The 19,571-nt window shown below is 45.7% G+C and carries 10 protein-coding genes and 1 pseudogene; 3 read left to right on the forward strand and 8 right to left on the reverse strand.

The features are described from left to right. Positions 1–411: pseudogene (locus H6F73_RS04630) on the forward strand (photosystem II q(b) protein); the annotation flags it as partial. A 68-nt stretch (positions 412–479) separates the two neighbouring features. Here the strand turns inward: H6F73_RS04630 and modA are convergent. The 4 genes from modA to H6F73_RS04650 all read right to left on the reverse strand — a co-directional run bounded on the left by modA (position 480) and on the right by H6F73_RS04650 (position 8,420). Continuing rightward, the gene (gene modA, locus H6F73_RS04635) at positions 480–1,220 is read right to left on the reverse strand and encodes a molybdate ABC transporter substrate-binding protein (RefSeq protein WP_242072336.1); all 741 of its coding nucleotides are present in this window, start codon (positions 1,218–1,220) and stop codon (positions 480–482) included. Between the two features lie 269 nt (positions 1,221–1,489). Continuing rightward, positions 1,490–2,539 (reverse strand): chemotaxis protein CheW, encoded by a 1,050-nt coding sequence (locus H6F73_RS04640; RefSeq protein WP_190757647.1) that lies wholly within the window; start codon positions 2,537–2,539, stop codon positions 1,490–1,492. 482 nt (positions 2,540–3,021) lie between these two features. Then, positions 3,022–4,674, reverse strand: a complete 1,653-nt coding sequence (locus H6F73_RS04645; RefSeq protein WP_190757648.1) for a protein-glutamate O-methyltransferase CheR — start codon at positions 4,672–4,674, stop codon at positions 3,022–3,024. Positions 4,675–5,468: 794 nt separating this feature from the next. Beyond that, the gene (locus H6F73_RS04650) at positions 5,469–8,420 is read right to left on the reverse strand and encodes a GAF domain-containing protein (protein WP_242072337.1); all 2,952 of its coding nucleotides are present in this window, start codon (positions 8,418–8,420) and stop codon (positions 5,469–5,471) included. An 834-nt stretch (positions 8,421–9,254) separates the two neighbouring features. Here H6F73_RS04650 and H6F73_RS04655 point away from each other — a divergent pair. Next, positions 9,255–9,665, forward strand: coding sequence for a response regulator (locus H6F73_RS04655; RefSeq protein ID WP_190758305.1), 411 nt, complete (start codon positions 9,255–9,257; stop codon positions 9,663–9,665). A gap of 212 nt (positions 9,666–9,877) precedes the next feature. On the opposite strand, the gene H6F73_RS04660 is transcribed toward H6F73_RS04655, so the two are convergent. Together H6F73_RS04660 and H6F73_RS04665 are read right to left on the reverse strand one after the other, a co-directional pair. Next, complete coding sequence (locus H6F73_RS04660; protein WP_190758306.1) at positions 9,878–11,614, reverse strand: R3H domain-containing nucleic acid-binding protein; 1,737 nt, start codon at positions 11,612–11,614, stop codon at positions 9,878–9,880. Positions 11,615–11,778: 164 nt separating this feature from the next. Continuing rightward, positions 11,779–13,014: an LdpA C-terminal domain-containing domain gene (locus tag H6F73_RS04665; protein WP_190757650.1), complete on the reverse strand. Its 1,236-nt coding sequence runs from the start codon at positions 13,012–13,014 to the stop codon at positions 11,779–11,781. A 277-nt stretch (positions 13,015–13,291) separates the two neighbouring features. Between H6F73_RS04665 and H6F73_RS04670 the strand changes: the two genes are divergently transcribed. Beyond that, complete coding sequence (locus tag H6F73_RS04670) at positions 13,292–13,747, forward strand: methyl-accepting chemotaxis protein (RefSeq protein ID WP_199330453.1); 456 nt, start codon at positions 13,292–13,294, stop codon at positions 13,745–13,747. Between the two features lie 39 nt (positions 13,748–13,786). Here the strand turns inward: H6F73_RS04670 and H6F73_RS04675 are convergent, their stop codons facing one another. Together H6F73_RS04675 and H6F73_RS04680 are read right to left on the reverse strand one after the other, a co-directional pair. Beyond that, entirely contained in the window at positions 13,787–14,515 is a 729-nt protein-coding gene (locus H6F73_RS04675) for a rhomboid family intramembrane serine protease (protein WP_190757651.1), read from the reverse strand. After that, the gene (locus H6F73_RS04680; protein ID WP_190757652.1) at positions 14,512–19,548 is read right to left on the reverse strand and encodes a PAS domain S-box protein; all 5,037 of its coding nucleotides are present in this window, start codon (positions 19,546–19,548) and stop codon (positions 14,512–14,514) included. Before H6F73_RS04680 ends, H6F73_RS04675 begins: the two co-directional genes overlap by 4 nt. Between the last annotated feature and the right edge of the window lie 23 nt (positions 19,549–19,571).

Consider the following 19,571-nt stretch of genomic DNA (forward strand, 5'->3'; position numbering starts at 1 on the left):
CGTGAAACCACCGAAGTGGAATCTCAGAACTACGGTTACAAGTTCGGTCAAGAAGAAGAAACCTACAACATCGTTGCAGCCCACGGCTACTTCGGTCGGTTAATCTTCCAATACGCTTCCTTCAACAACAGCCGTTCCTTGCACTTCTTCTTAGGTGCATGGCCGGTGATCGGAATTTGGTTCACCGCCTTGGGTATCAGCACAATGGCGTTTAACCTCAACGGTTTCAACTTCAACCAGTCGGTAATCGATTCACAAGGTCGCGTTATCAATACCTGGGCTGATGTGATCAACCGGGCTAACTTGGGGATGGAAGTGATGCACGAACGTAATGCTCACAACTTCCCGCTTGATTTGGCAGCCGGCGAGCAAACACCTGTTGCTTTAACTGCTCCTTCTATTAATGGCTAAGTTTTAGCGATTGATTAAAAAAGCGCTCTCAGAAATGGGGGCGCTTTTTTGTTTGTATAATTTTTTACTTAGGGAAGAACCCCAGACTCACCGGCAGGAATGGTAAATCCGTATTTCCTAAACACAGATGCAGCCCGATTGCTAGCAAGAAACTCTACATATTCTTGAGCTTTTGGGATGTTTTTGCTGTCTTTAATGACGGCTGCTGGATAAATAATGGGTGAATGAGACTGAGCGGGTGCAACTGCCACAATTTTGACCTTAGCTGAGTGCATGGCGTCCGTTTTATAGACGATGCCGGCATCCACGTCACCCCTTTCTACATAAGTTAAAACTTGACGAACATCTTTAGCAAAAACAACTTTTGGTTTAACTTTATCTGCAATTTGAAAAAAACTGAGAACTTCTTGCGCGTATTTGCCAACGGGTACGGTTTGCGGTTCTCCAAGGGCTATTTTTTTTACGCGATCACTGGCTAAATCTTTAAAATCAGAGAGTGATGGCGAGTTTTTAGGTTCAACTAAAACCAGTTGATTTTTTAGTAGGTTTTTACGAGTCTCACTCATTAACAGACCTTTTTTCTGCAACGCATCCATTTGCTGAGGGGAAGCAGAGATGAAAATATCCACCGGCGCTCCCTGTTCAATTTGTTGCTGGAGGGCACCAGAAGCTCCAAAATTATAAATTAATGACGCGCTCGGTTTGTCTTTTGTATAAATTTCTTGAATTTCTTCAAGCGACTCTTTTAAACTGGCGGCAGCAGATACTGTTAAGGCTGGCGAGGTTGCGGTAAAAGTGCAACTTGTCAATCCTTTGATACAGATAATGATGCAGAGCAATAATATAAAACTTCTGGATATTTCTGTAGAACCTAGTTTATTAGTAAATTTAGATTTTAAGCCTAACCGCAATTGATTAAGTTTCATGATTTTAAGAACAATTAACTCAAAATAGGAATAAGCAAGTTCTACCAATTTTGATTGCTTGGCGGATAAAGACTCGAATGAAAAATTTTAGTTTTCCTGTAGAGACGATGCACCCAATATTTTTACTTTAGGTTGAGAAGGCGAAGCAATAATTAAATTTCTTCATTCACAATTAACTCTCCTTTGGTGATAATTTTCGACATATCTAGAATGCTCATCATTTTTTCCCGGTAGGGAGCAGTCCCTCGCAGATATTCATCATTGCTGGAATGAACGGCTGCGGGAACCGGCCTCATGTCTGAAGGTTGCAAGTACATGACATCAAAAACTTCATCGACAGTGACGCCGGCAACGAGATCATCGACGTGAATTACCATTGCTTTAGCGTTCGTACTACTTCCAGCCACTGACAGGTTCAGCAAACTCCGAATATCGATGATTGTGATAATTTCACCCCGCAGATTCATATTTCCAATAATATGTGCCGGCGTACAAGGAATTGGCGTAATCTTGCGGAGATCGGTAAATTCTCGCACCAACTCTAATTCAAATCCAAAATACTCTCCATTTAAACCAATAACGGCTAAGGGCGTTAAGCCGGCAAAATCCTGCCGAGATGTAGAGAGCATGAGATTTTCGGCACGCAACCGAAAAATTGCTCGTTCCTCTGGGGTTGCATGGGGGCAGAACACACGTTGGGTTGCCAGAAACGCTTCAGTTTCTTGAGCACTCTTTGGAATTTTTTCGGGGATTAACGCTTCAACCGTGTCAGAGTAATAAACTAAATTTTTGGCGTTTAGTAGCATCACAATGCCACCAGCCATTTTAGCGACGCCGCTTAAAAAGTTGTGGGAATTATCGGAAATTTTTCGCCCGTAGAGTAGTTCTGTTGAAACCTCTTCTGCCACAAGGTCTAGAACTTCTTGGACTTGATTGACAATAATACCAATCTGAAATCCTTGCAAGTCTAGGATGATTACGCTGTCTGAAAGTTGGAATTCCCGTGTTCGGTGCCCAAGACGTACTTCGAGATCCATAATAGGCACAATATTGCCTCGAAGATTGACGACACCCACAATATCGCGGGGTGCGTCTGTAATTGGTGTTAACTCTGGCAGGAAGAAAATCTCCTGAACGCAGAACGCTTCTACACCATAACGGGAACCATTAAGCTCGAAAATAAGATAAGATTTATTTTCCATCTTGATGGGGTGAAATTTTAGATATAAAAGACGATCTCAAGGATATTCTATAAGAATATCCCCACTTGATGTCTGGGGAAGCCAGTTTTTAACTTAAATTTTATATGGATTTATCGCAAAATTCTATTTAAGGTTAGTTAAGATTATTAAATTTATTATAAATGTATTTAAATTATCAATCAACTTTCGAGAATTTTCAGAACATTTTTAGACGCCGGCGCGGGTATTTTCAAAGCAGAGATTGATTGTTAAAAATTTTACAGAGAGGGAAGCATTTCGGGAGCCTCCTATTTTTGTAAATAGTAGGGCGGGCACCTTGCCCGCTTACTGTAATCTCTGGGAGCAAGATGCTCCCTGTGACAATATTTTGACAAATCTGGGATGCACCCAAGCATTTCACTCTTGGCAAAAAATGGATAAAACCGTGATCAGTTTTTTTTGCTGATTTTAAGAGCGTTGGATGCCGGCAGTCACGCTTGCAACTAGGCATAATTTTTCAGCATTTTTTGGACATACTGTAATAATTCAGAAGCTTTCAACTGACTGGGGTGTTCTATAATGGCATTTGGTTGTATTTCTTTGAGCAGCTCAACTGCTGTCGTTCGCATTTTTTTTGCTCTTTGCATATCTCCTTCCCGCTCGTATAGTGAAGCAAGCTCAAGATAGGCAAAGATAGAAGAAGGTGCCAAATAGATAATACGTTTGCAAAACATTTTTGCCTCCTCAATATCTCCTTGCTCTTCAGCAATATGAGCGAGTAAGTAGTAAGGTTCTGCGGAGAGAGAATCTAATTGAATGGCGCGATGACAAGCAACACTCGCTTTTTCATACTGCCCCAAATTTGCATACGCCTGAGCCATTAGATAATGAGCGGCAAACTGAGCGGGTTGTAATGTGATGAGTTGTTGTGTTTTTTTAATAGCCTCAAAATAAGCTTCTTTTAGAAAGAGCGTTTCTGCCTCAATCAAGAGTTCTTGAGCCATTTGCTCTTGAGAAATCTCTGCTTTTGAATCCCTGGTTTGTGAAGCGGTAGTCTTCGGGATGATTGAGGTGGGGGCGGCTGTTTTAAGGGGAAGGTGAGAGGATTGAATTGAATTAATTGGGCCTTTGGGGGAGGTGGAAAATGTTGCAGTTGTGGGCATTCTTTCAACTGCCGGCAATTCTTTAACTACAAATTGATTAAAATTTTCTGAAAGCCAGGTTGTACTCTCGTGATCACTTAACCTCTGCGAGTGAGTTTCTTGTGGCAAACCGCCTATGGCTGGTTCATTTGAGACATTTTCACATCGTTTATAAACAACTGATTCTGGATAGACTTTAGCCCGGAAATGCCCCATAGATTGGGCATAAAGCTCTGCGTGAGCCGTCATTAAATACGCTCCTGGTCTGAGGGCGTGATAAAACTTCTTTAACACTAAAGAAATTGCTTGAGCTGAAAAATATACAAACACATTCCGACAGATAATTAAATCCATACTATAGATGTCGGCATTAATGTTTGGACAGGGATCTTTAACTAAATTCCCATACTGAAATGTTACCATCTTCCGAATTCGTTCGACCACTTGCCATTCGGCTCTATGCTTAGAGAAATGCTGCTGCTGTAAATTGGGATCTACCATGCGGAATGACCAAGAACTGTACAGTCCCAGTTTGGCTTTCTCTATATTGACTTGATTGATATCAGTCCCTAAAATTAAAATATCCCACTGTTCCCAGTCTGGAATCATTTCTTGAAGAAGAATTGCCAAAGAATAAGGTTCTTCGCCCGTAGAACAGCCGGCACTCCAAATTCGCAGCGAACGCATTGGCTTTTGACGTTCTATTAATTCAGGCAAAATATAATTTTTGAGCAGATTGAACTGACCTCGATCTCGAAAGAAATAACTCTCGCAAACGGTTAGCAAAAGAGTCAGTTCTTTCCATTCGTATTCACTTTGTACTGCATCTATTGGATTATTGGGATTTGTCCCCGCTTCCAACAGTTGGTAATACTCGTCTGGAATTGACAATTTTAGCAACTTCATCCGGAGCAAAATTTTCTTTTGCAAAGCGTCGCGATCTTGTCCACGAACGTACAAGCCGGTAGTTGCGGAGATTAGGTTGATAAATTGCTCTATTAAAGCGTCATTCATGAGAAATATCCCTGACACAAAGCCCTATTTCCTTTGAAAAATCTACCAATACGAGAGTTACTATTACGAGGTTTTCACAAACTTGCCGAATCGTTGGCTTCTTCTTCCTTTATGACGCTTGCTACACGTAATGGCAAGTGATCGACTTTAATGGTTTGGCTAAACTGCCAACCCGCCAATGGATGCCGAAATCGTCAAATATTAAAATTTAAAATCATTTTTGCGTTAATCGAGAGCAACCGGCTATAGAGAAGCGGGATTCAAAGCCATAAATGCGAGTAAGATTTTTGAACTTTACCTTACTATTCCCCTATAAGCAGCTTATAAGCTAATGTGCCTGAAAGTTAACTTTTTTTACTAAAAATAACAAAAATTTTATATTTCTAAAGAATTTTTAAAGGTTTCATATTTTTAAGTCAGAAAATTGCCGACACAAAATCTCAGTGGATCTACTGATATTTTAAATAAAGCGCTGTTTGCCCGGTTACAGGTGGCTGGGAGGTTTTAGAACAAGAAAGTGGGGGTGGGGAAAATGAGCCGGTAGCGCCGGCAACTGAGGAGAGATCATCTGCACTCACCGGACTCTACAGTGTAGCCTCCACTCAGCGAGTGGTAAACCCCTATAGCAGGCAGATTAAGCAAGTGTTATATTTTTCTGCTAAACCCAAAAATTAGATAAATTTTTGATAGCTAACAGTGCCGGCGATAGATAGGGAATTCAAACTGTAGCATTTAAATAAAAATCTGAGAAGTATAAAATAGATTGTTAATTTTTAAGGAATGAATGTCTCCTTTTAATTTGAGAGTAGAGGAATTTGAATCCAAAACTCTGAGCCTTTCCCCACCTCCGAAAAACATTTAAGAACTCCGCCATGTTTTTCCACCACGATTTGGTAGCTAATTGATAGCCCCAGTCCGGTGCCTTTGCCCACCGGCTTGGTTGTAAAGAACGGGTCAAACAAGCGCCGCTTGACTTCTTCTGTCATACCAGGGCCATTGTCAGCAATGCGAATCAAGAGATGGGCCGGACGAACGGTTGGGGCAGAGGCTGCCGGCAGCACGTCTCCATTTTTATCTAAAAGCTGAGTCCGAATTGTAATTGTGCGGGAATCACGTTCACTTTCCAAGACATCAACCGCATTCGTCAGAATATTCATAAACACCTGATTCATCTGGCCGGCATAGCACTCAACCTGAGGAATATTTCCATAGTGTTTAACAACTTCAATGCCAGAATTTTTCCCTTTCGATTTCAAGCGGTTATGCAAAATTAGCAACGTGTTATCCAGTCCTTCATGGATATCCACACATTTCTTTTCTGCCTCATCTAGCCGAGAAAAATTCCGCAAAGACAAAACAATCTGCCGGATGCGGTCGGAACCCATCTCCATTGAGGATAAAATTTTCGGCAAGTCTTCAATTAAAAATTCTAAATCTATGTCCTCAAGGCGCTGTTGAATGGCCGGCACCGGCTGGGGATAATGCTGTTGATAAAGGTCTAATAAAGTCAGAATTTCTTTAATGTAGCTGCTGGCATAAGTCAGGTTGCCATAGATAAAATTAACGGGATTGTTAATTTCATGGGCGACACCGGCAACCATTTGACCGAGGCTAGACATCTTCTCACTTTGAACCAGCTGCGCTTGCGTCTGCTTGAGATTTTGCAATGCCTCACTCAACTGTTGCGCCTGGGTTTGAGCTGCCAGCGCTGCGGCATGAGTTTGAGCATAAAGTTCAGCTTGGTCAATCGCGATAGCCAGTTGATTAACCACCGCTTGCAGCAGTTCCACCTCGCTGTCGTTCCAAGGTCGTGGGCCACTGCAATGGCTGCAAACTATAGCACCTTGCTGACCGGATCGGGTTGCTAAAGGCAGCAGCAGTTGAGACGTCATCCCCAAACCCTTCAGCAAAGCTTGCGTCTGTAGGTCTAGGTCGGTTTCGAGATCCACACTATCCACTCGCAGGATCTGCATATTCTGGATTTTACCGGCTAAAAAGTCGATATGCTGAGCTGGGCAATCCCTTAGCAGACTCGGCAGTTCAATATTTCGGGCTTCATGAGTCACCATCAGACTCGGCGTTTCTGGATGGGGCAAGTACCACAGAAAATGGCAGCGATCAATCTGCAACAAATTGCGGATCTCATGCACCGCTGTTTCCAGAATTGTGTTGAGATCGAGAGAATTGCGAATTTGGTTAGCCAGACGAAACAACAACCCTTCTCTGCGTTTGAGCAGCGCTTCATGTGCCCAAGCGCGGTCAATGGCCAGGGCAATGCTATTGGCGGCCCACTCTAGCAAAATGCGGGCATCCTCAGTTAAAGGCTGCCGGTGGTACAAAGCCATAACCCCCACTAACTGCCCCTCGACAACAAGGGGATAGCCTATAAAACACATCGGACTCTCCATATCAGAGTCATGCCTGATGGCTTTTTCAGGAACCGGATGGCCGCTAACTCCTTTCAGTTTGCCGCTGATCGAACGCAACTGACCGCTGAGGGGCTGCTGGTTGTTGGCAATGAAATCGATGATAGACGCTTCTCCAGAGGCGTCTTCAGGGTGTGTTGGCTGCCCAGATGTCGCTTCGAGTTCTAAGGGTTTGTTAGAGCCTTTCGATATCCAAATGCGAACTCCTAACGCATTTAAATGCTCCTCAATTGCTTGGGTGCAACGATTGAGGGCTTCGGCTAAAGGCCCACCCTGTGCTAGTGCTAAGCCGACCGCTGCACCTAAAGCCCACAATTGTGATCGCTTGTTGCTCATTGCCTGTGTTTGTTTGCGATCTGTCACGTCCAGCAAATAAACACATACCCCACTTTCGTAAGGATAAGCTCGTACCTCCAACCAAGTTTTTAATGAGGAATAAAAGAACTCGAAATTAAGGGTCATTCGCTCAGAAAAGACCCGATCAAAATTAGTGTAAAAAGAGGAATTAAGCAATTCTGGAAACTCATCCCAAACACAAGCTCCCATTAATTCATCGCGGGTGCGCTGCAAAAGGATTTCGGCTTGAGAGTTTAAGTAAGTGAAGCAACCTTTGCGATCTAAGGTAAAGAACCCATCTGTGATGTTTTCTAAGATATTCACAATCTGCCGCTGGCTTAGTGCTTCCTCTACTTGCAGTAGTTCGGTGATCTCAAAGCTGGCTTCGGTGCCTTTGTTTTGCCGGCCCGATGAGTTAAAAGCTGCTTCTGCAATACTGGGTTCTAACTTGGTGAGCCGGCTCAGTGTCAGGTAAGCGACAATTTGACTGCTGAGAGTCCGCAATGCCTGCTGTTGTTCGGGTTTGAGTTCGTGCGGCTCATAGTCCATGAGGGAAAGTGCGCCGAGGGGGACACCTGCCGGGGTGGTTAAAGGGTAGCCGGCGTAAAACCGCAGTTGCCGGCTGCCTTGCGTCAACACTTGGGCCGGCTCAGTCAGATCTTCTGACGGTTGATCGGTTGACTGTGGGGGGGTTAACTGAGCATCTGCTGGCAGATCCTTGACAATTAATAGCTCAGATTGCCGGCTGACATGATAGCATAAAGCACGATATCGATAGGCTGCACTTTTCGTCAGTCCGACTTGAGATTTGATCCACTGCCGGTTCCCATTACTGAGGCTGATAAAGGCCACCGGCATTTGGCAAATATAGGTCGCTAAGCGAGTCAATTCCTCTAAGCCTGCTTCCGAAGCAGTGTTAAGAACAGTTAACCGACACGGGTCATCACTTTTTAGTGGCGCGAACTCAGGCGAATGTGCTTTCATTTCTCTGCGATCCTCCCCCATCGGAACATTTCAGAATCTTGTTGAGGTTTGCACTTAACGATGTTTAAATCTTCTATCTATCAGCAGCTATGCGTTTCAGAGATATGTTGATTTAAGTTCGCTACGAGCATCAATTATTTTTATGAATGATGGCGATTTTGCCGGCTCTTAGGTCTTAATACCTTGAGGCAAACCTGTAAATTCACCCGTTAGCTTGCTCCCTGCCACTTGTTGAGCCTGTGGATCGGGTCGATTAGACCTGACTTTCTACAGAATTCCCAAAAAACCTATTTGGCTATCAGATGGATTTAATTTTTTCTTTAAGTTATTCAAACAAATTTCAAGTTTTTTTCATCCAACTGCTGTCTCGTTCTGTGATAAATTTTCCCCACAGCCGGTCAAATCCTTTCTATCGATTGTGCTGAGCCAATCGCCTGTATGCTTGAGGTTGGATAGCTATCCTAAAACTCGTCAGCCATATTTTACCGGCACCTCACCCGTTAGAATAAAAGAAGAGTCTTGAGGTTTGCAGGCCCAGTCATCGCTGGCCGATTGCTCAGCGCCTCTTGTGTCGCGATTCTTTCTTTAAGTTTATCTTCTGCGTGGTGCCGGTGAAAATAGTTAAAAACTCTTAAGCTAATCTGAGTCAGCACAACTATGGGGGTTGCAATTGGCTTATTATTGAATTTAAAGCGTTTAAATCAGATTAAGGGTATGATTAATTGCAGAAATGAATCGGCAACTAAAGTAATATCTTTTATCAAAATTACAAAATATTTTGACTATGTCTTTACCAACCAGGTTTCAACGTCCTCATAGTCATTAAAGGAAATGATGCCTTCAAATTCCAATTCTGTCCCGACGATTTTAGCAGTGGATGACAGTCCTGTTATGCTGGAACTGCTCAAACGAACCCTGGAAGGAAACTACCGAATTCTAGTGGCAGATAATGCAGTGGATGCACTGTCAATTATTTATCATGAACCAATTTCCGGCTTGTTGCTAGATGTGACAATGCCAGGAATTGATGGGTTGGAACTGTGTCGCACCGTGCGAAACTTGCCTCAGTTTCAAGAACTGCCCATTATTATGCTAACGGCAAGAGACGGACTGTTTGATAAGGTACAGGGGCGTCTTGCCGGCGCAACAGAATATTTAACCAAGCCGTTTAATGCAGAACAACTGCGTAAAACAGTTGACAGGTTTTTCAGTAATAGTGATGCTGAAATTAAAGATGAAGTTTGAAATTGAGCTAAATTTTACAAATCGAAATTCCCGTTCTTAGAATACTGAACCTCATTGCCGAACCTTCCAGGTTTTTAAATTTTAGGTTGGAGATTTTAGACCGGGAGAGGCAATTAAGAATGGAGAGAAAAAAGAGAAGAAGCCAGAATAAAATGTTAATAATCTATCCTGACTTCTAACAATTAGTTGTGAGATTTGAAGTGAGCGCTCACTTAGGCGGGGTAGATCCGCAAGCGCCGGTTTGGCTCTTCGCCAAAACTCGAAGACTTGAGCCGGTAATGCTCAACCAACTCGTGTTGCATCTTGCGGACTTTAGGAGAGCGAGGCAGTAACTCCACCGGCTGCCCTTTAGGAATCACAATTTGCTCCACAGCAAGGCGTGCTTCTTCCAGTGCTTCAATCTCATCTTCACTGCCGTTGTGGGCAAAGAGGCTGAGTTCTGCCATATCAGGACTGCTGGGGTCGTCCATATCCAGCAACCGCCTGAGTGCGCGAGTAATTTGGGGAATACTGCTCGATTTAATCGTATAAATCGGCAGATGCCGAGCTTTGGAAATGTGCCGTAACTTAGACTGGTTTTTGATATGGGAACGCAGCGCCAAAATTGCATCCGCACCGTCTATATCTTTCGTTAGCACCACCGGCAACTTCAGCACCCGAATCACTTGCTCTAGTTGATGCCGGCTCACCGCATAGGGATAAACGTGCAGCGGCAAATCTTCCCCATTCGGGCCGGCAGTCCCGCCAAAGTCGTCGGCATCGTCGAGTTGCATTCTGCCAAAACTACTAGGCTGCAGAGAAGCATCCAGCAGTTGCTCAAAATACTTCTCCTCCGACAAATCCCCAACCTCTCGCAGCACCGGCACCGGCGTCATTTGCCCCGAAGCTCGCCAGCCGGTGTTCCCTCGTACCGGCGTCACCGAGCGCGATGGCGGAGCCGCCGGCACACTGGGCAACTCCCGCGTAATCGTCACCTTGCCGGTTTCGCTCACTGTCCTGGTTTGCGGATTCGGTTGCCGGCCTCGCAGTAAATTATCCACCGTTTCCGCAACTTGCTCGTGCACCACCCAACGCTCACGTTCCAGCATTTCCACCGCAATCTCAAACGTTGGCGGTGCCTTACGTTCCAGCACCGTTTTTTGAGAACCCCGGCGTCTCGCCTCTTCATCTCCCAGCGTCACCGCCTGGATACCGCCGATCAGATCCGCCAGGGTCGGGTTTTTAATCAAATTTTCAATTTGATTCCCGTGAGCCGTGCCAACCAACTGCACGCCGCGCTCAGCAATCGTGCGAGCCGCCTGCGCTTCCAATTCCGTGCCAATTTCATCAATCACGATGACTTCTGGCATATGGTTTTCCACCGCTTCAATCATCACGTGATGCTGAAGTTCTGGACGCGAAACCTGCATCCGGCGAGCGCGACCGATTGCGGGGTGGGGAATATCGCCATCACCGGCAATTTCATTCGAGGTGTCAATAATCACCACCCGCTTGTTTAATTCATCTGCCAGCACCCGCGCAATTTCCCGCAGCGCCGTAGTTTTGCCCACACCGGGGCGACCGAGCATTAAAATTGATTGGCCGGTTTCCACCAAGTCGCGGATCATGCCAATCGTCCCAAAAACGGCTCGCCCGACGCGACAAGTCAAGCCAATCACTTCACCGGCACGATTCCGCATCGCACTAATTCGGTGCAAGGTTTGCTCGATGCCGGCTCGGTTATCACCGCTAAAGTGGCCCACTCGCTCAATGCAATGAATCAGGTCGGCTTTGGAAACCGGCGTCTGAGACAGGTACTCTGCCGTACCTGGAAAGCGAGCCTCTGGGAGCCGGCCCACATCCATCACCACCTCGATTAATTTGCTTAGCTGGGGGTGTTGCTCCAGCGGCAAGCGAATTTCTTCGGGCAAAATGTCTAGTAATTTATTCAGATCGTCTGTAATTTGCATGCTGCCTATAGCGACTTCGTCAACCAAAACCGGCGATTCTTGATTGGCTTGCGTGTCAGAGAGATTCACACCGTTGGAATGCACCATAGATGATTTGCGTTGAAAATTATGGCATTAAATGAAAAGAGTAGAAGCTGAGAAGTTAGCACTCGATATTTGCTAAATCATGGGAATTTGCTAAGCGAGGGTTGGTGCAATTTTATGGGTAATTTGAGTTGATTAACCAAAGAATCTGCCAGACTCACAGCTTCCCAAAGCAATTCGGGTGTGTCTTCTAGACGGGCGAGTTGGGTTCCTTGCTCAGATGCAGCCACTGGAAAGGCTTGAGTGATGGGTTCTAATTGCTCTAAGACGGGTGAGAGCAAAACACGGGCATAACTGCCGTAAGCGATGCCGGCGATGTGTGAAGGCAAGCGACAAGGTTCTTCCCCGCTGGCTGTTCCCTCACGTTTGAGTAAACCGGCAGCTTTGAGCTTTGCAACCGTATGGCCATTCGTGCCACCGGCTAGCTGGACGTAGCCCGGTAAGCCGGCTGCTAAGACTTTCTGGCCGAGTTTTACGGCGGCGCGAGTCGTGCCGTCGCCAATGTCGCCACTCATGGGACGCCCATCGGTTTGCCAGATTAACGGGCATGGCAGCGGCGAAATTAGCTCGTAGAGCGCGTGCAGGTAGTCAATCAGTCCTTCACCATCGCCACAGCTAATGGCGACTAGCTTCAACTTACCAACCCACGGGGCGATCGCATCCCAAAGCCTGCGAAAATCCTCCACACGCCCCACTTGTGTGTGAATTTCTACGGCGTCCACATCGGTTGCCAGCACCATTGGCGCGACTGCTGCCGGTGTGGCGACATAAGAACGAGTGACAATCTGCTGAATCGGGCAAACCGGCAAACACCGGCCACAACCGTAGCACTGCTGGTCGATGACCCCAGAAAAACCTGGCTCAACGTTAAGATTTTGAATGTGAGAGGTTTTCTGATGTTTGCCACTCCCGCTTTTTCCTCGCGCATCTGCGTCTTGGAAGACAATTGCTTGTGCTGGACAAATGCTTTCGCAGGGACGAGGGCAGTCAGCGGGACAAGCCGCTGGGTTAAATTCTGCTTTGCGAAAGTGAGGATCTTCCCCATCGTTCAAGCTCACCATTAGCCACGGACGCTTGCTGTCTTTAAACCCTCGCCTTCGGGCTGCCGGTGCCAACGCTTCGGCACTCTGTAGGGCTTCTTGAGCTGCCGCAATGACAGCTGGATCTGCTGCCACATCGATGCAGTCAGCGCCGGCTAGGCTATAGGCCAAAGTCAAATTCCGAACAGCAGGGAGATGCTGGAAGCTCGCGCCGCAAATGAGCTTGAACCAGTGGCCTTGTTTTAAAGAGTTTAGGGGATAGTACAGATTGCTCACCCCTATATGCTAATCCGCCCGTGAAAAAATTGGGAGGTCGGGGCAAAAATTTACTTTGGCTGGGGTTGCCGGTTTCGATGCCTCAATCTCTTGCGATTAACATTGTTTGCAAAACTTGGGTTGCTCAGTGCCGGTGTGGATACCAAGGGCTGAATGAAATCGGGCATTTTATAATATATTCGACCACTGTCTCACTTTTTTGGACTCTTTTCTCCACTTTAATTGAGGCAGATATTAGGAAGCCGCACCCCACGCTCACCGAAATCTTGAATACATCCTGCCCGATGCTGCCGGCGCACAGCAGGCATTAATTTGGGCACAGGAAGGTTCTAAAGCGGTAGCGCAAACGTTGGAGGGGATGTCAACTCTGCAAGAAAAAGTCACAGCACTAACGGTTCAAATTCTACTATTGAATGAGCAAATGAACCTGATCGGAAATAGTTCAAGTTTGGTGAGTGAGCTAGCCGGCCAAACGAATATGTTAACGCTGAATGCAGCAGTTGAAGCAGTGCGTGCCGGCGACCAAGGAAAAGGCTTTGCCGTTGTTGCCGGTGAAATTCGCAAACTTGCAACTCAGAGCAAACAATCAGCCCAAAAAATTAACGCCCTCATTCAAGATATCCAAATTACCATCAATTCCAAGATTAAGCTAACAGACAACAGCGCCAGGACTGTATTTTTTACGCAACCCTGTTTTGCGATACAACCAGCCTCAGTAAACTTGTCTGGTTAGCCGAAAAATTATATTCAGATTTGTTAGCGATTCAGTGACTTAATCACTGACTATTGTTGATAGAGGTTTTCCCATGAGTGGCACTAAGCCGGCACCGATGAGCAAACCAACTCCATGCGCCCAGTAACCGATTCCTTGAAAGTTCACACCTCCGACCACGAGCAGTTGACCAATGCTGTAAAATAGCTGCTGAATAAACCATAATATTGAGTATAAGAAAGCCGGAATTTCCATTGGAATAAATACAACAACTAGCGGCAAAATACTGTCAATCTTTGCTTTGGAAAACTTCACAAGATACGCGCCTAAAACTCCAGCAATGGCTCCATTAGCCCCCACTAAAGGTACTGAGAGTGCCGGCTCTACCAAAATTTGCACAATGCCGGTTAAAAGCCCGCAAATGAGATAAAATCCCAGAAATCGCCCATGTCCTAAAAGCTCCTCCACTCTTTTACCAAACACCCATAAAAACAGTAAGTTTCCCAAGATTTGGCTAAAGCTGCCGTGAAGAAAAATCCCTGAGAGGAGGGAACGGGAAGACATGAATAGCAAGATGAACCAAGCAGCCGGATTTCCCGATGCTATCGCATCTTTCGCTACAGCGTGCAAACGTGCCGGTACGACTCCCCAACTTAAGAGAAAATCACTTAACTCACCGGCAACTTCTAGTTTCAGTTCCCAAAAAAATAAAGCAATTGTAAAACCAATCAGCAAGTAAGTAACAAGTGGAAACCGGCTGTTCGGAAGATTATCAGAAATCGGAATCATAACTTCATCTCAGGGCGGTGCTGATCAATCGGAATTTCAATGATAAACTCTGTGCCCCGACCAACTTGTGAAACACATTGCAACGAGCCTTTATGCTTCTCAACCACAATTTGATAACTAATTGCTAAGCCCAAACCCGTTCCTTTACCAATGGGTTTTGTTGTGAAGAAGGGATCAAAAAGTTTTTGTTGGGCGGACTCACTAATTCCATAACCATTGTCCGCAATGGAAATGATTAGTTTGTTTTTATTAACAAGAGAAGTCCGAATCCGAATTTGCCGGCTTTGCTGCAAAGAAGCACCTCGGCTGTCCCGTTCTTCCAAGGCATCTATTGCATTGGTGAGTAAATTCATAAACACTTGATTGAGTTGGCCGGCATAACACTCGACTAAAGGCAAATCGCCATATTCTTTAATCACCTCAATAGCAGGAGAAGTAGATTTCGCTCTGAGCCGGCTGTTCAAAATCATCAAGGTGCTGTCGATTCCTTCATGAATATTAACCTCTTTCATTTGCGCTTCATCAAGGCGAGAGAAGTTTCTTAAAGAGCGCACAATTTCTTGAATTCGCTCAGCTCCCACTTTCATCGAACCCAGCAATTTCGGCAAATCTTCTGCCAGAAATTCTAAATCAATATTTCTGATTTCATTCTCAATTTTAGCAGGCGGCTGGGGATAAACCTCCTGATAAAGTTGAAGAAGTTTCAACAAACCAAGCGCGTAATCCTGAGCCGGCATAATATTACCATAGATAAAGCTCACTGGATTGTTAATTTCGTGAGCAACACCGGCAACCAACTGCCCCAAGGAAGACATTTTTTCGCTCTGAATTAGCTGCGATTGAGTTTGTTGCAGCTCCCGCAAAGCGTGTTCTAACTCCAGACTTTTAGCTTGGGAAACTGCCGCAGCAACGCTCGTTTGCTCGTAAAGCCCAGCTTGGTCAATTGCAATGGCTAATTGGCCGGTAATTGCTCTTAATAATTCTCGTTCACTATCGCACCACGGACGAGGATGCGGCGAACGAATGCAAGCAATCACCCCCACTTCACCCGTCCGAGTGTGAACTGGAAAACTCAGGAATGAAGCAATTTCATGAGTGCGTAAGAACTCCTGAAAAACCGGCTCGTCAAGCGAGTCAACATCATCAATGCAAATTTCCTCCGCAGAGTCTACAACTTTTTGTCCTAACGGGCCGACATCGCTGGCGAGATACACACCCAAACGGCTGGGTGTTTCTGGAAGTCTGGATTCTTGAACCGTCTCCCAACAAGGAGAATTGATCATTAACGCTTCATTCTTAATTCCCTCTGGACAATACCAACTGAAGTGACATCGCTCAACTTCTAGCAATTCCCGAATTGCATTAACAGTGGTTTTTAAAATCTCTGAAAGATTGAGAGATTGACGAATTTGACTGGTGAGCCGGTTAATCAGTTCCTCGCGTTGAGCGAGGGTGCGGAATTGTGCCTCACTTAGACGCAGCGCCTCTTCTGTCTGTACGCGCTCAGTAATATCTAAACCCAAAGAAATAATTCCCACAACTTGACCTTGCTCATCAGCAAGGGGAGTATTATGCCATTCACAAATCAGCGCCCGCCCATCTTTCGTTATATTTTCGTTGATAGCATGAAATCCCCCCTTAAGTGATAGCAAACCGGCTTGAATTTGCTCGACGTTTTCTCTAGTAGTTTCTGAGATAATCAGTCCGAACAAACTGCGTCCGATCACTTCATCGGCACTGTAGCCAAAAATTTTCTCAGATGCGGGGTTCCACCCCACCACTGTCAGCTCTGGTGTTCCCCATTCAATGACAGCAAGCGGAGTTTGCTGAATCATCAATTCAAGTTTTTGGGCAGTCGCGCGACGTTCCGCTTCGGCGCGTTTGCGCTCTGTAATGTCGATGCCGTAGCCTATGCTACCAATCGCAATTCCCTCACTGTCTCTTTCCAGTGAAACGCATAGAAGCAGATCGAAGACTTCCCCAGACTTGCGGAGCGCCTTGAATTCCTTTTCATAACTGCCTTGCTGCTCCAATAAGATAATGCTTAGGTTGTGCAGGCGCTCATGCTGATCGGCAGGGAAAAGCAAGCTAATAGGTTGACCAATGGTTTCTGCGGCTGTATAGCCATAGATTCGCTCAGCGCCCTTGTTCCATCTTGTGATATTGCCGATGAGGTCGGCTGTTACCACTGAGTCATATAGTTGATCGAGCAGTTGCGCTTGCTGTTGCAATTCAATTTCTGCTCGTTTCCGCTCTGTGATATTCTCAACCATACCCAGCCAATAGCTGGGGTTGCCGTCCCGATCTCGCAGTAGCGTTTCTTTTAAACTGCCTAAGACAATTTCCTGATTTTTGGTAATGAAACGCTTTTCAAATTGAGAAGTTGCCAAAACGCCGGTTTTTATATCCTCACCCAATTTTAATTCTTGTGCCATGTCTTCTGGATGGCTAATTTGAGCGACTGACATTTCCAAAAGTTCGGATTCGCTATAATTTAACATCTCACACAAAGCATGATTTACTTTAACCAACTGATTCGTATTGACGTCAGATAAAGCAATCGCAATGGGAGCGCAATCAAAAATTTTGCGGAAACGTTCTTCGCTCTCGGCAAGTGCAGCTTCTGCTTGTTTGCGTTCGGTAATTTCGATCACTATCAGCCCAATTGCAATGGGAGTATTATTCTCTGAGCGCAGGGGAATACAAGAAACCAGACACGTCCCCATCACTCCAGGCTGCCTGGGTGTTTCACCACAGATTTCAATATTGAGTATGGCTTCGCCCGTTGCTAGGATCTGCCGATAAATTGGTTCTACCTTGGGTGCGATATCGGGTAGGATTTCCGTCATCGTTTTGCCAATATGTTCTGCCACCGGCACGCCATTAATTGCTGCTAGGGTTTCGTTAATTTGCAAATAGCGCAAGTCGCTATTTAATATGGCAATGCCAACGGGTGCGTTGGCGATCAAGCTATTTAAAAGTTCTTGCTGTTGCGCCAGTTCTGCCTCTAATGCTTGCTGTTTGCTGATATCGCGTCCTTCTGCAATTAGCAAAACAACTGCTCCCGTCTCGTCAAGCACCGGCTTGAGGGAGAAATCAACCGTTATCACTTGATCTCCAGCACCGATAGCATTCACTTCATAACGGATAAGTTGGCCACTTGCAGCCTGAGCAATGGCAACTTTTAAGCGTTCTTGAGTTTGAGTGGAAAGCCTCCACCACGGTGTTTCCCAAAACAATTGACCGATCACATTTGCCGGCTCTATGCCGCCAAAATCGAGCGCTGTCTGGTTCGCTTGTGTAAGGGTGCCATCCGGTTTCAGCAACCCCACAAACTGGAACGACTGGTCGAAAATCGCCCGGAACCGCCTTTCACTGTCGCGCAGCGCTTGCTCTGCTAGCACCCGGTCGGTAATATCCGTAATGGCTCCAACATAGCCCAAAACCTCCCCGGCTTCCCCCGTCTCCGCAACTGCCTGACCGAAAACCCAAGCGACCTGGCCATCAAGCTTGGCAAAGCGATAATCTGATTGAAATGGCACATTTTGTTGCGTTGCTTGTTGCCATTCACTAAAAACACGCGCTCGGTCGTCGGGATGAATTGCGTTAGACCATCCATCTCCCCGCGCCTGTTCTGCTGAGAGGCTGGTAATTTCACGCCACCGTTCGTTGGTGTACAAACAGTTTCCTTGATTGTCAGTGTGAAAAATTCCCACCGGCAATAATTGTGTCAGGGTTTCATAGCGTCGCTGACTCTGGCGCAGTTGTGATTGAGCCTGTTGCCGGTAGGCAATTTCGCTCTGCAATTGTTCAATTGTTTGTCTTAATTCTGCAGTTCGTTCTTCAACGCGTTGTTCTAGTTGCTCATTGGCTTGTTGTAAGGCAATTTGGGCTATTTTGCGCTCGGTGATGTCCATAACCGTGCCAAACAACCGCACCACTTTTTCCTCAATCAGTGTAGGTTCTACCTGAGCATAGAGGTAGCGAATACTACCATCCGAGCGAGTAATTCGATATTCAAACTTGCACGCTTTTCCCTCACGAATTATCCCGTTTATCCGTGCTTCCCAGTATTCTAAATCATGGGGATGAATAGCTTGCCGAAGTTCTAAATAAGTGGGCGCTCCTACGTTGGGATCGCGCCCGTAGATTCGGAAAATTTCATCAGACCAAGTGATCGTTTGGGTGATGACATCAAATTCCCAGTTGCCGACATGAGCAATTTTCTGAGCAGCTTTTAAGTCGGCTTCGCTTTTGTGAAGTTTTGCCTCGGCTATTTTGCGATCTTGAATGTCCTCAATAACTTTAATTAAATACTTTAACTCTCCATTAAAATCGCGCATCAAAGAAACGGTTAAGTTAACCCAGACGGGAAAACCTTGTTTGTGAATATAGCGTTTTTCAATTGAATAAGTGGGAATTTCACCGGCAACAAGCCTGCGCTGAGACTCCCAATCAATATTTAAATCATCTGGATGAGTAATATCCATCCAAGATAGAACTCGCAATTCTTCACCTGTGTAACCCACAATGTCACAAAACTTCCGGTTGAAGTGGGTAAACTGGCCTTGGGGATCGCTATGGGAAATTCCGACCGCTGCTTGCTCAAAAGTAGCAGTAAATAAGGCTTCCTTTTCTCTTAATAATTCGTTCTCTTTTGCCGGAGACGAGCAAGTGGGAATTAAGGAAAAAATCATCCCTCCAATGTCTCCATTGTCTTCGTGCCAGGGATGACTCACCCATGTTAGCTTTTCAGTTGTTTGGGATACTAATTCTGGATGGGAAACTGTAGCCGGCGATCCCAGGAGGGTGACTCCATGTTCTTGACTTTCCTGCAACTCAGGGCGCGAATGAACCGGCATTCCAAAGTCTACGTGAAATTGCCGGCCAATTAGGTCAGAGTCTTCGAGTTTGTGAACTTGTACCCACTGCCGAGAGACTGCCAGATAGCGCATTTGGCGGTCTACCATTGCTACGGCATAAGGGAGATGTTCCAGAAAATGCCGAAATAACTCATGCTCGGAGGCGTACATAAATCACTCAAGAAAGTTCTTTC

The organism is Microcoleus sp. FACHB-68 (assembly GCF_014695715.1).
GTDB lineage: Bacteria > Cyanobacteriota > Cyanobacteriia > Cyanobacteriales > Oscillatoriaceae > FACHB-68.